This window comes from Arthrobacter jiangjiafuii, from assembly GCF_018622995.1.
GTDB classification, from domain to species: domain Bacteria; phylum Actinomycetota; class Actinomycetes; order Actinomycetales; family Micrococcaceae; genus Arthrobacter_B; species Arthrobacter_B jiangjiafuii.
The window spans coordinates 3188773-3200992 of sequence record NZ_CP076022.1 but is presented as its reverse complement, the minus strand read 5'-3'; the positions used below and the strand labels follow the sequence as shown (position 1 = coordinate 3200992).

Below are 12220 nucleotides of genomic sequence, written 5' to 3'. Positions count from 1 at the left end.
CTACTCGACCGAGGGCAGCGGGCGCGTGCCGCGCAGGTAGTGGCGGCGGGCTGCACTGTTGACCATGAAGCTGCGTCCGCTGGTCTGCACCGGGTCGATCCGCACGAAGTGGTTCTTCTGGCCGCTCTGCCACGGAAACAGCGGCAGCTCTTCGGACGCGAGGATGTCCTCGATGCTCTCCAGCTGGACGGCGCTGCCCTTGAGCACCACGCTCCACGCCTGGCCGAGCCGCTCGTCGTACCCGTCCACCTCGAACGCCACGGCTGCACCCTCGAGGGCTGCAGCGAGCTTGGTTCCTTCGGCGGTGCGGAACACCACTGATCCGCGGTCCACCACAAAGTTAATGGGGAAAATCTCGGGGTGCTGATCGGCCACCACGGCGAGCCGTCCGATCTCCGCCTTGCGGATATAGTCCCAGCACTGGTTGGCGGTCAGTTCAACGGGCTTTTCGGCGGGCATTCCGGCATCATCTTTGATTGGCAGCATGGGATCAGTCTAGTTGCAGCGCGGCGCCGGAGGGCAAGAAAGGAAGGCTGGGCCGTAGTGCCGCAGCCGCTACTGCACCACAATGGAACGATGAATCTCATCCTGAACATCATCTGGCTCCTTTTTGGCGGTATCTGGCTGGCGCTCGGATACCTCGCCGCAGGCATTATCTGCTGCCTGCTGATCGTGACCATTCCGTTCGGCATCGCCTCATTCCGGATTGCCGCCTATGCCTTCTGGCCCTTCGGCCGGACAGTGGTGGACCGCGGCGGTGCACCCGGCGTTTTCTCCACAGTGGGAAACGTGATCTGGCTGGTGGTCGCCGGAGTGTGGATCGCCGTCGGACATGTCATGACGGCCATTCCCATGTTCCTGAGCATCATCGGCATTCCGCTGGGCATCGCGAACCTGAAAATGGTGCCGATTTCGCTGATGCCGCTGGGCAAGGTCATCGTGCCAACAGGTAGGGCCGGGATCACCCCGTACCGTGCCTACTCCCCGAACGGGGCAACTGCCTACGGCGCTCCCGGATACGGGCGCTAGCACTCAGCCGGCTGCGCCGGCCAGGAACGCCTTCATCAACGGCCCGCCGGAAGTGGAACCAAGCTCGCCTTCGGACACAAAGACGGCGACGGTCAGGTCGCCCTGCAGCGCCACCACCCAGGCATGGGTCCGGGGCGGAGTCTCGCTGCCAAACTCAGCGGTGCCGGTCTTGGCCAGCACCGGTTCACCTGGAACATCGAGCAGCATGGCCGCGCCGCCGTCGGCCACCACGGCGCGCATCATGTCGCGCAGCGAGGCCGCCTCTGCAGCGGTGATGGAGCCGGCGGCAGGTGCACCGGGGGCCGGTGATCCGGCGGTCGCGGATGGCGAAGCCAACGCCGTGCCCGACGCGGGAGTTTCCCCGGCCGCAGCAGCCCCGGGCACCAGGAACGGTGTGACGCGTTCACCCTTGCCCACAGACGCTGCGGCAACGGCCAGGGCCAGCGGCGAAACCAGCACTTCCCCCTGGCCGATCATGGACGCTGCGTGAGCCGTGCCGTCGGCGCTTTCGGGAACAGAACCGAAGTAGCCGGGCACACCCATGGGGGCGTCGACGCCGATCCCCAGGTCTGCGGCGGCAGCCGCGAGGTCCTGCTGGGAGACGGTATCGCGGGCATTGATGAAGGCGGTGTTGCAGGAATTGGCGAAGGCGGTCCGCAGCGGGACGGTGCCGGTGGCAGCGGCCGGGTAGCCTGGCACATTGCTGAATTTCCGGCCGTCCACGGTGACCTCGGCCGGGCACTGGACCGCGGCGTCGGGCGTGCTTCCCTGCCGGAGCAGGGCCAGGGAGGCGGCGATCTTGAAGGTGGAGCCCGGCGGGTACTGCCCGAGCAGCGCGGTCTGCTGGCCTTCGCTGCCGGGGCCGTTGGCCACGGTCAGGATTTCGCCGGTGGACGGCTGGATGGCGACGATGGCCGAGGCCGAGGGCTCCTCTTCGAGGACGGTCTCCGCCAGTGCCTGCAGGCGGGGATCAAGGGTGGTCCGCAACGGGGTTCCCTCCTGCGGCGCAGAGGTGAAGACATGCCGGAACAGGCCGTCTTCCCGGGCGGCGTTTACGGTGACTGAGGGTGCCCCGCTGAGCTGCTGGTCGTACTGCTGCTGTAGGCCGGAGAGCCCGGTCTGGTCGCCGGGGGAGAGCCGGCCCTCGGAACTTTCGATCACTTCGGCGGTGGCTTCGCCGACATTACCGAGGAGGGCGCGGGCGAAGGTCCGGGTGGGGGCCAGATCCCGGGTATCGGCCAGGGCAGCGGCGCCGGGGATGGCGGCTATGCCCTCATCCGTAGCCGGGCCGTCGGCCTCGGCGCGCTGGATGATTGCTTCCACAAACGCTTCGGGGCCCGAGGCCTCGACCTGGGCGGTGTAGGCCGCCGGGTCCAGGCCCACCATTTGGGCCATGGCGGCTGCGGACGCGGCGGCCTGTCCCTCAGGGAGGTTCGCCTTATCGATACCGATGCGCAGGACCGGACGTGGCTGCACCATCGGCTGCCCGGTCCGGTCAAGGATGCCGGCGCGCGGAGGCTGGATAGTGCTGTGGGTCAGGCGCTCACCGGGAACCAGGGTTTCCAGCACGAGGGCGGGCGAGAACTCCACCAGCCAGGTGTCGTCCTCGGCGCGCTGCATCGGCGCCTTGGTTTCATACGTCCAATCAGCCGCCGAGTCGCCGTTGAGGTCCCAGGCATAGGCGAGCCGGGCGGTTGCGGTGGCGTCGTCTTCCTGATCAGTCTCGACGCCGGCCACGCTCACGTCCGGGCGCAGGGCGCCCATGCCCTCCATGATCCGTTCCAGCTCCGTGTTGGCGTCGGAGGCAGTGCCCGCGGTGAAGGCCGACGCCGACACGTCCAGCCGGGCCAGCCCCTCGGCAAGCGACGCCGCGGCGTCCTGTGGCGACGGTTTTTCCCCGGAACAGGACACCAGCGCGAGTGCCAGGGCAGAGACAGTTACAACGGACATCAGCTTGCTGTTTTTCCCCATCCGCACAGAGTACCGCCCCATTGCCAGGCCCTGTGCACCGCTTGTTTTCCCTGCTACGGTTTTGGGAAAACGGCCCATAGGTGGCCCAGGCCACAACAACTTCCGTTGATCCCCGCAGGCGGCAAGGCTGGCGTCGGCGGCCGCTGGAGGACCCGGAACCGTGACCGGTTGTTCTACGGAGGAGTGGAAACATGTTTGATTCGGACTCTGCGGCGGGGCCTACGGAACGCACCTTTGGCCGCCGCCAAATCCAGGCGGGGCACGCACTGATGATGGCCCTTTCCCGGAGAATCCCCCATCCCATTGGGGCGGCCTGGGCCGCTGTCTCGGATCCCGATCTGCTGGAGAGGTATGTCGGCCGGCCCGAGGGCGACCTGCGCCGAGGCGGCTGGTACGAACTTCCGGATGGCACCCGCGGGGAGATCCTGCGCTGCGACCCGCCGCGGCTGCTGACCGTGTCGGTCACCCGGCCGGGCGGGCACTCGGGCGAGTTGGAGGTGCACCTGAGCGCGGATGATTCCTGCACCCACATCGACCTTAAATACGCCTCGGTCCGCGGGTTTGTCCTGGTCGACGCGAATTCGGGGGAGTGGGCGGCCGGGCCGGGGTGGGAGTTTTTCCTCGACAACCTGACCGCATACCTCGACGGCAGGCCACCGGAAGAGCCTCACGGCATCATCGGCTGGATCTCGCTGGAAGGCGAACAACGCGACCTGTACGAAGCCCGTCATATGGAATGGGAGAAGGCCAAGGCTGATTGGGAGCTCGAGCACGAACCGGCTCCCGGGCCCGCCTAGGCACCTGTTCCTTTTATCTGCACCGGCACGCCGCCGGAACCCTGTGGATAACTTTACAAGCCAAGTTGAGCGAATTAGACTCAACTTTGTTGCGTCCGGTGGGGTGATGGCTGCTTCTTCCATTCCTGCCGGGAGCTGGGAACCGGTTTGAGCTTGATAGGAGCACGTAGTGGATACCAAATTCACCAATAAGAGCCAAGAGGCCTTGCAGGCCGCCGCGATGAACGCCACCACGGCCGGCAACCCGCAGATCGAGCCTCCACACCTGCTGAAGGCCCTGATGGACCAGCGGCAGGGTGTGGCCGTCGCCGTGCTCAAAGCTGCCGGCGCAAACGCTGACACCGTCAGTGCTGCCGCCAGCAACGCCATCCATGCCCTTCCCTCGTCCTCCGGGTCCTCCGTGGCCCAGCCGCAGTTTTCCCGGTCGATGCTGCAGGTGATTTCAGCTGCCCAGCAGGAGGCTGAGCAGCTCGGTGATGCGTTTGTCTCCACCGAACACCTGCTCCTGGGGCTGTCCCTGGACAGCGGCGCCGCAGGCAAGGCCCTGCGGGATAACGGCGCCGGGCACGATGCCCTGCGGTCAGCCCTTCCATCCGTACGAGGAGACCGAAAAGTGACTACCGCCGATCCGGAAAACACCTTCCAGGCGCTGGAGAAGTTCAGCACCGACCTCACAGAAATGGCCCGGAGCGGCAAGCTGGATCCGGTGATCGGGCGGGACGCGGAGATCCGCCGTGTCATTCAGGTGCTGAGCCGGCGGACCAAGAACAACCCGGTCCTGATCGGCGAGCCAGGCGTAGGCAAGACCGCCGTCGTCGAGGGTCTGGCCCAGCGCATCGTCGCCGGCGACGTACCGGAGAGCCTCAGCGGCAAGACGCTGCTCTCGCTGGATCTGGGCTCCATGGTGGCCGGGGCCAAGTACCGCGGCGAGTTTGAGGAACGGTTCAAGGCGGTCCTGGAGGAGATCAAGAACGCCGAGGGGCAGATCGTCACGTTCATCGATGAGCTGCACACCGTCGTTGGTGCCGGTGCGGCAGAAGGATCGATGGACGCCGGAAACATGCTCAAGCCCATGCTGGCCCGCGGCGAGCTGCGCCTGATCGGCGCCACCACACTGGATGAATACCGCGAGAACGTGGAGAAAGATGCCGCCCTGGAACGGCGGTTCCAGCAGGTCTACGTCGGCGAGCCCAGTGTGCCGGACACCATCGGCATCCTGCGCGGCCTCAAGGAACGCTACGAGGCGCACCACAAGGTGGCTATCGCCGACTCCGCCCTGGTTGCCGCGGCCACACTCTCGAACCGCTACATCACCGGCCGTCAGCTGCCGGACAAGGCCATTGACCTGGTGGATGAGGCAGCCTCCAGGCTGCGCATGGAAATTGACTCCGCACCGGAGGAAATCGACGAACTCCGCCGAGCCGTGGACCGCCTCACCATGGAAGAACTGGCGCTGGCCAACGAAACCGATTCAGGATCGGTGGAACGGCTGGAAACGCTGCGTGAGGATATGGCCAACAAGAAGGAGCAGCTGGCCGCGCTCAACGCCCGCTGGGAAGCTGAAAAGGCCGGCCTGAACCGGGTCGGGGACCTCAAGGCGCAGATCGACGAGCTGCGCTCCGAGGCGGAGAAATTCCAGCGCGACGGCGATCTCGGGGAAGCCTCCCGCATCCTGTACGGCGAAATCCCCTCGCTGCAGAAGGAGTTGGAGGCCGCCCAGCAAGCAGAGGAGAACACCTTCGGGGAGGAGGCCCACGAGCTGATGGTGTCGGAGGAGGTCACGGCCGACGACATTGCCGAAGTGGTGTCGGCCTGGACGGGAGTCCCGGCCGGCCGGATGCTCCAGGGCGAATCGCAGAAGCTCCTGGACATGGAGGAAAACCTTGGCTCCCGGCTGATCGGACAGACCAAGGCCGTCAACGCGGTTTCGGATGCGGTCCGCCGCTCCCGCGCCGGGGTCAGCGACCCGGACCGGCCCACCGGCTCGTTCCTCTTCCTCGGGCCCACCGGTGTGGGCAAGACCGAGCTGGCCAAGGCGCTGGCCGAGTTCCTGTTCGACGACGAGCGCGCCATGGTCCGCATCGACATGAGTGAATACTCCGAGAAGCACGCGGTTTCCCGGCTGGTCGGAGCGCCTCCCGGCTACGTGGGCTACGAGGAGGGCGGCCAGCTGACCGAAGCCGTCCGCCGCCGGCCATACTCGGTGATCCTGCTCGACGAGGTTGAGAAGGCCCACCCCGAGGTCTTCGACATCCTGCTGCAGGTGCTCGACGACGGCCGCCTCACCGACGGCCAGGGCCGCACGGTGGACTTCCGCAACGTGATCCTGATCCTGACGTCCAACATCGGTTCGCAGTTCCTCGTGGATCCGGGGCTGACCGAGGACCAGAAGCGGGAATCCGTCATGGGCCTGGTCAACGCAAACTTCAAGCCGGAGTTCCTGAACCGGCTCGACGACGTCATCCTCTTCGATCCGCTGAGCCTGGATGACCTGTCCCGGATCGTGGACATCCAGGTCCAGGCCCTGGCCAACCGCCTGCGCGAGCGGCGGCTGGTTTTGGACGTCACCGACGCCGCCCGGGAATGGCTGGCCCTGACCGGATACGACCCGGCGTACGGGGCCCGGCCGCTGCGCCGGCTGGTGCAGCGCGAGATCGGCGACAAGCTGGCCCGGGGCATCCTGGCCGGCAAGATCACCGACGGCGACACGGTGCTCGTGGACCGCCCGGCGGCAGACGTGGCCGTCGAGGGCCAGGAGCTGGTGGCCGAGCCGGTGGGACTGTCGGTGGAAGCCGTCTAACGGGACCCCTGGGCTAACGGGACCCCTGGGCAGCGGGCCGACGGCAGCGCCGGCCTGCTGCTCCTCAAGCCGGCCTACTGCTCAATCAGGGATTCAGTCAGCTCCTGGCCTTCGTCTGCTACTACAAAGCAGTCGACCCGGCGGTCCCCGTCCTTCCAGGACTCGGGTGTGGGGACAGCCTTGCTGACCTGGAGACCCAGGTCGGCATTCTGGGTGGCAGCTTCGGTGTAGCGGACGCTCGAGCAGACCTCATTGGCCCGCTGTGAGAGTGCATCGGCGCCCGGGAACTCGTCGTCCTCGGGGTAGGTGGCCGTTGCTACCAGCTGCGCATTGTGCGGGGTTTCGCAGGTGACCACGGTCGTGGGGTCATTCACTCCCGCAAAGCCGCTCAGGCAGGCGCCGGTCTCGAGCTCGATCGGCGCCACGTCCTCTTCAAGGACTCCGGGTTCCTTCTCGGAATTGCCGAGCACCAGGAAGAGCACCACCGCGAGGACCACGACAGCGGCGATCCCGCCGATGACGAGGAGCAGGCGCTTGCTGCCGCCCTTGCCGTTTCCGTCGACGACCGGGGTCTCGGCCGTACGGAGGGCGCGGCGTGACCCCGGGGCAGGGGCCGTGTTCCCTGGCGCTTCCGGGGCCGGTGACTCATCGGTGGACTCCGGCGCTGCGGATTTCCCCTTTAGGTCAGATCCGCCGGAAGGGTGTTCGCCCGTCATGGGCGCCGCTGCCGCTATGCCTTGGGTGTGGTCGACGGCCGGGGTGTGGTCGACGGCCCTTGCGCCGCGGGTTTCAGGGCTGGCAGGCTCAGTCGCGGCGACCTGCTCAGTCTTGGCGTCCTGCTCAGTCTCGGCGTCCTGCTCAGCGTGGTCAGCCTGCTTAGGCTCGGCAACCTGCACAGTCTCGTCAGCCGCAGGGACGTCTTTGTCCGCGCTGTCTTTATCAGGGCGGTTGGCTGCCGGGTCGGTCAGCACGGCAGCATCCGCCGCTTCGGCTTCCACAGCCTTGACTTCGGCGGCGGTCTCGTCGAGGGACGCGGCCTCGGCGGCTTCGGAACCTACCTCGGGAGTGGCCAGTACGGGGTTCTCCAGGGTGACGTCGTCCGGGTTGGTCACCTCCGGCTCGGCCGGGAGCCCGCTTTCCGCGGCTTCCTTGCCCTCATCGTCGGCGGGCACGGTGTCGGCATCGCTCTGCGCAGCGGCTTCCTTGCCGGCGTCGCCCCCGCCCTGCGAGCCGGCCCCAATATCGAACGCGCCGGACCAAATCTGCGCGTCGTGCTCTTCCCCGCCGGACAACCAGGTGGGTGCCTCAACGTGGGCCTGCAGATCGGGCAGGCCGGGATCCCCGGCAGCTGCCGGCGCGGCCTTGGAAACCTTGTCTCCCGTTGCCGCCGAAGCGCCCGAGGGGGGAGATGGATCGGCCCCGGGCGTGCTATTTTTATCGCTCATGGTGAACGGGTGTCCTCCCTGTAGGCGGCCCGGAAGGGCCCCAATTCTGTCTCTACCCTCGACTTTACCCAGTATCTGAGGGGCAATGCAGGACAAGCAGGTTCAAAGGGCGCCGGTTAACATGGTCCGTCCCGCGCCACATAGGGCGGGGCGGGGCACAGGTCGGCCCGAAAACATGTAACCTGTACTTACGACAAATTGACCAAATATTCCGGGGCCTCGCTCATCTGCTAACGAGCGACCACCTCCGGATCGACGCAAAAAGGGGGTCACGCCATGGGGCGCGGCCGTCAAAAGGCAAAAGCAACCAAGCAGGCCCGGGAAATGAAATACTTCACCCCGGCCACGGACTACTCGGCACTGCAGCGTGAGCTTGCGGGACCAACGAGCCGTCCATCGAGTCGATATCCCGAGGAACCGGCTGAGCCGGACTACTCGGCGTACGAAGATAAGTACGCGGATCAATTTGGCGACGATGACGACGATGAAGGTTCCTCCCGCCGCACCGGCTAGAGCGGGACTTCAAAGCGTCGGCCAATTGCTATCCTTCAGCGGATCACCCTTCGGGTGGGTCCGCTGAAGACCGTTAAGGCATGGCCGTTACCGCAGGAACAGCTGCACTGTGCGGTGGTTCCGGCGGAGATGGGAAAGGGTGCTCCTTCCGCGGAAGGAGCACCCTTTTCCCATCTCTGGCTGGCGATGACCGCCGGCGGGGGAGTCTAGCCCGCGTAGTTCCCGACCAGACGGACCGCTCCGCCGTCGACGCCCTTGGCGCCCTGGACGTAGTCCGGGCCGGTGCCTGGCCCGCTGCCCTGTCCAACGGTCCCCATGACCCAGGCCGGAACTCCCCGCTCCGCCAGGCGTGCGATGGCAGCGTTGGCGCCGGCAGCATCGACAATGGCGACCATGCCAACCCCGAGATTGAGCGTGCGTTCCAGATCGGGCTGCGGTACGTTGCCCAGCTCGGCCACGAGTTTGAAGACCGGCGGCAGCTCCCAGGTGGAGCGGTCAACGGTGGCTTCGAGGCCCTTGGGCAGCACGCGGGCCAAGTTGGCGGCGAGTCCACCGCCGGTGATGTGGCTGAAGCCGTGGACGCCGGCGGTTTCCAGGCGGGCCAGGTCCAGGCAGTCGGCCGCGTAGACCCGGGTGGGTTCCAGCAGCTCCTCGCCCAGGGTGCGGCCGAACTCGGACACCTGGCGTTCCAGCTGCCAGCCGGCGTGGTTCACCACGCTGCGGACCAGGGAGTAGCCGTTGGAGTGCAGTCCCGAGGACGCCATGCCGATGACCACGTCTCCGCTGCGGACCCGGTCCGGGCCGAGCAGGTTGCCCGCCTCGACGACGCCGGTAGCCGCGCCGGCGACGTCGTACTCGTGTTCGCCCAGCAGGCCCGGGTGCTCGGCGGTTTCGCCGCCCACCAGTGCGGTGCCGGCAACTTCGCAGGCGGCGGCGATGCCACGCACAATGTCGGCGATCCGTTCCGGCACCACCTTGCCGCAGGCAATGTAGTCGGTCATGAACAGCGGCTCGGCGCCCACCACCACGATGTCGTCCACCACCATGCCCACCAGGTCAAAACCGATGGTGTGGTGGATGTCCATTGCCTGCGCGATGGCAACCTTGGTGCCCACGCCGTCGGTGGAGGTGGCCAGCAGCGGCTGCTTGTAGGTCAGCAACCGGGATACGTCGTAGAGTCCGGCGAAGCCGCCGACCCCGCCCAGGACGGAGGAGTTGTGGGTGGCCTTGACCGCAGCCTTCATCAGCTCAACGGCTTTGTCTCCGGCTTCAACGTCCACGCCCGCAGAGGCATAGGTGATGGCGGTGTCGGACGAACTCATACGGCTTCCTTCTTATCGGATGTAGTGAGGAGATTCTCGTACTCGGCATCGGGGCCGGGATCGCAGCCGTTGGCTCCGGCGTCGCCCGCGGGGTTGGCGGGGGATTCAGGCTCCAGCAGGCTCTTGCCCAGCCGGTCGGCGGAGGGAAGTTCGATGGGATATTCGCCGGTGAAGCAGGCGGTGCACAGGCGCTCGCGCGGCTGCTGGGTGGCACCGATCATCCCTTCCTCGGAGATATAGGCCAGGGTGTCGGCACCCACCGAAGCGCAGATCTCCTCAACGGCGGCACCGTTGGCGATCAGTTCCGCCCGTGAGGCGAAGTCTATGCCGTAGAAGCAGGGCCATTGGACCGGCGGGGAGGAGATTTTGACGTGAACCTCCTTGGCGCCGACCTCCCGCAGCATCCGTACGATGGCCCGCTGTGTGTTGCCGCGGACAATCGAGTCGTCGACGACGATGATCCGTTTGCCGCGGATGACCGATTCCAGCGCGTTGAGCTTGAGTTTGATGCCCAGCTGGCGCAGCGTCTGGCTGGGCTGGATAAAGGTGCGCCCCACATACGAGTTCTTTACGAACCCGTGGGCAAAGGGAATGCCGGATTCCTCGGCGTAGCCAACCGCTGCGGGGGTGCCGGATTCGGGGACCGGAATCACCAGGTCCGCCTGCACCGGATGTTCACGGGCGAGCTGGCGCCCCATTTCCACCCGGCTCTCGTAGACCGAGCGGCCGCTGATGACGGCGTCGGGCCGGGCGAGGTAGACATACTCGAAGACACATCCGGCAGGTGTCGGCTCGCCGAAGGTGCTGCTGCGGATACCGTTTTCGTCGATGGCGATAAATTCGCCGGGTTTGATCTCGCGGATGAAGCTGGCTCCCACGGTGGCGAGGGCGGAGCCCTCGGAGGCCACCACCCAGCCCCGGGCCAGCCGTCCCAGCACCAGCGGCCGGACACCATAAGTGTCGCGGGCAGCGTAAAGAGTGCCCTCATCCATGAACACGAAGGAGAAAGCGCCGCGCAGCTTGGGCAGGAGCTCCATTGCGGTTTCTTCCAGGGAACGGCCGTCGGAGCCGTTGAGCAGGGCTGTGACCAGTGCGGTATCCGAGGTGTTGCCCTGGGCGATTTCCCCGGACCGCGGCCGTCCCTCGCGCTCGACGATCATTTCGTACAGTTCGGCTGAATTGGTCAGGTTGCCGTTGTGGGCCAGAGCCACAGTGCCGGCAGCAGTTGCCCCCAGGGTTGGCTGTGCGTTGGCCCAATGGGAGGCGCCGGTAGTGGAGTACCGGCAGTGCCCGACGGCGATGTGTCCGCCAAGAGTGTTCAGGGTGGTTTCGTCGAAGACCTGGGAGACCAGGCCCATATCCTTGTAGACGTTGATTCGCTTGCCATCGCTGGTGGCGATGCCCGCGGATTCCTGTCCACGGTGCTGCAGGGCGTATAGCCCGTAATACGTGAGCTTTGCTACTTCTTCGCCGGGGGCCCAGACTCCGAATACTCCGCAGGCGTCCTGCGGACCCTTCTCGCCGGGCATGAGATCGTGGGAAAGTTTTCCATCACCGCGTGCCATGATTTTAGTCTCTCACGCCCGCGAGCACACCGGACTTTGTAGCGGAACCATTACGTCCGCTTTGCGGTGGGGGCTAGTCTTCGTCGCGTTCGACGATGGCGCGCCGGGACTTGCGGACGCTGATCCAGTCCAGGAGCAGGGCGGCCAGGGCGCCGAGGCAGACGCCGGGGATCGCGAACATCATGGTGAAGAATCCCAGGGTGGCTTCCCGCGTGTACGTGGGATCTGCCGGGCCCGCGTAGGCAACTACCAGCGCCGCGATGAACCCGGCGATGACGCCGAGTGCGAGGAACGGGACGAAGCGGGGAGCGCGGCGGATGGTGATTTCACGGCGTTCGGGGCTGTGCTGCTCGGAATTCATACAGAAATTCTACCGGGAGTAGAGATCAGCCCGCTGCACGGAACAGCGGGAGCCACTCCGATAGGTCGGCCCGCAGCCCCGACGCGGCAACTTTTCCGCCGCCGACGGCGTCCTTCCAGGCGAGCCGCCCGGCAACCAGCGCGAGCCAGGTGGCGGCGTCGGTTTCAATGACGTTCGGCGGGGTGCCCCGGGTGTGGCGGGGACCCGCGACGCACTGGGTGACGCCGAAGGGTGGCACCCGGACCTCTACGCTGTTACCCGGCGCGCGCTCGGCCATTTCCTCCAAGGAGAAGCGCACCGCGGTGGCCAGGGTGTTCCGGTCAGGCGTGGCCGCGGGGGGCTCCTCGGCCATGGAGGCCAGGGCGGTGCGCAGGGCCGCCTCGCCTTGGGCCGCCGGGACGCGGCGCCGTGCCATCT

At 66.5% G+C, this 12220-nt stretch carries 11 protein-coding genes; 4 read left to right on the top strand and 7 right to left on the bottom strand.

The annotated features are described in order from the left end of the window. Nucleotides 1-486 (bottom strand): pyridoxamine 5'-phosphate oxidase family protein, encoded by a 486-nt coding sequence (locus KKR91_RS14990; protein ID WP_237687401.1) that lies wholly within the window; start codon nucleotides 484-486, stop codon nucleotides 1-3. A gap of 90 nt (nucleotides 487-576) precedes the next feature. On the opposite strand from KKR91_RS14990, the gene KKR91_RS14985 reads away from it, so the two are divergent. Beyond that, a complete protein-coding gene (locus KKR91_RS14985) occupies nucleotides 577-1029 on the top strand; it encodes a YccF domain-containing protein (protein WP_210227622.1) in 453 nt (150 codons plus the stop codon). A 3-nt stretch (nucleotides 1030-1032) separates the two neighbouring features. Here the strand turns inward: KKR91_RS14985 and KKR91_RS14980 are convergent, their stop codons facing one another. Beyond that, nucleotides 1033-3000, bottom strand: coding sequence for a penicillin-binding transpeptidase domain-containing protein (locus KKR91_RS14980; RefSeq protein ID WP_210227624.1), 1968 nt, complete (start codon nucleotides 2998-3000; stop codon nucleotides 1033-1035). Between the two features lie 191 nt (nucleotides 3001-3191). Here KKR91_RS14980 and KKR91_RS14975 point away from each other — a divergent pair, with 191 nt between their 5' ends. Both KKR91_RS14975 and clpB read left to right on the top strand, forming a co-directional pair. Next, a complete protein-coding gene (locus KKR91_RS14975; protein WP_210227626.1) occupies nucleotides 3192-3797 on the top strand; it encodes an SRPBCC domain-containing protein in 606 nt (201 codons plus the stop codon). A gap of 169 nt (nucleotides 3798-3966) precedes the next feature. Further along, nucleotides 3967-6597, top strand: coding sequence for an ATP-dependent chaperone ClpB (gene clpB, locus KKR91_RS14970; RefSeq protein WP_210227628.1), 2631 nt, complete (start codon nucleotides 3967-3969; stop codon nucleotides 6595-6597). A gap of 74 nt (nucleotides 6598-6671) precedes the next feature. On the opposite strand, the gene KKR91_RS14965 is transcribed toward clpB, so the two are convergent. Continuing rightward, complete coding sequence (locus tag KKR91_RS14965) at nucleotides 6672-8042, bottom strand: septum formation family protein (RefSeq protein ID WP_210227629.1); 1371 nt, start codon at nucleotides 8040-8042, stop codon at nucleotides 6672-6674. Between the two features lie 276 nt (nucleotides 8043-8318). Between KKR91_RS14965 and KKR91_RS14960 the strand changes: the two genes are divergently transcribed. Next, nucleotides 8319-8555 (top strand): DUF3073 domain-containing protein, encoded by a 237-nt coding sequence (locus KKR91_RS14960; RefSeq protein ID WP_210227630.1) that lies wholly within the window; start codon nucleotides 8319-8321, stop codon nucleotides 8553-8555. Nucleotides 8556-8761: 206 nt separating this feature from the next. On the opposite strand, the gene purM is transcribed toward KKR91_RS14960, so the two are convergent. From purM to KKR91_RS14940, 4 genes are all read right to left on the bottom strand, one after another. Further along, on the bottom strand, nucleotides 8762-9877 hold the full coding sequence (gene purM, locus KKR91_RS14955; RefSeq protein WP_210227631.1) for a phosphoribosylformylglycinamidine cyclo-ligase: 1116 nt from the start codon (nucleotides 9875-9877) through the stop codon (nucleotides 8762-8764). Further along, nucleotides 9874-11442, bottom strand: a complete 1569-nt coding sequence (purF, locus tag KKR91_RS14950; RefSeq protein ID WP_210227632.1) for an amidophosphoribosyltransferase — start codon at nucleotides 11440-11442, stop codon at nucleotides 9874-9876. Before purF ends, purM begins: the two co-directional genes overlap by 4 nt. 73 nt (nucleotides 11443-11515) lie before the next feature. Beyond that, nucleotides 11516-11803: a hypothetical protein gene (locus tag KKR91_RS14945; protein WP_210227634.1), complete on the bottom strand. Its 288-nt coding sequence runs from the start codon at nucleotides 11801-11803 to the stop codon at nucleotides 11516-11518. A 25-nt stretch (nucleotides 11804-11828) separates the two neighbouring features. Beyond that, a complete protein-coding gene (locus tag KKR91_RS14940; RefSeq protein WP_210227635.1) occupies nucleotides 11829-12218 on the bottom strand; it encodes a sterol carrier family protein in 390 nt (129 codons plus the stop codon). Nucleotides 12219-12220: the final 2 nt, after the last annotated feature.

Bases quoted from the DNA above. Each gene is read 5' to 3' on its own strand.
- KKR91_RS14990 (WP_237687401.1), bottom strand. From the start codon at position 486: ATGCTGCCAATCAAAGATGATGCCGGAATGCCCGCCGAAAAGCCCGTT.
- KKR91_RS14985 (WP_210227622.1), top strand. From the start codon at position 577: ATGAATCTCATCCTGAACATCATCTGGCTCCTTTTTGGCGGTATCTGG.
- KKR91_RS14980 (WP_210227624.1), bottom strand. From the start codon at position 3,000: ATGGGGAAAAACAGCAAGCTGATGTCCGTTGTAACTGTCTCTGCCCTG.
- KKR91_RS14975 (WP_210227626.1), top strand. From the start codon at position 3,192: ATGTTTGATTCGGACTCTGCGGCGGGGCCTACGGAACGCACCTTTGGC.
- KKR91_RS14965 (WP_210227629.1), bottom strand. From the start codon at position 8,042: ATGAGCGATAAAAATAGCACGCCCGGGGCCGATCCATCTCCCCCCTCG.
- KKR91_RS14960 (WP_210227630.1), top strand. From the start codon at position 8,319: ATGGGGCGCGGCCGTCAAAAGGCAAAAGCAACCAAGCAGGCCCGGGAA.
- purM (WP_210227631.1), bottom strand. From the start codon at position 9,877: ATGAGTTCGTCCGACACCGCCATCACCTATGCCTCTGCGGGCGTGGAC.
- purF (WP_210227632.1), bottom strand. From the start codon at position 11,442: ATGGCACGCGGTGATGGAAAACTTTCCCACGATCTCATGCCCGGCGAG.
- KKR91_RS14945 (WP_210227634.1), bottom strand. From the start codon at position 11,803: ATGAATTCCGAGCAGCACAGCCCCGAACGCCGTGAAATCACCATCCGC.
- KKR91_RS14940 (WP_210227635.1), bottom strand. From the start codon at position 12,218: ATGGCACGGCGCCGCGTCCCGGCGGCCCAAGGCGAGGCGGCCCTGCGC.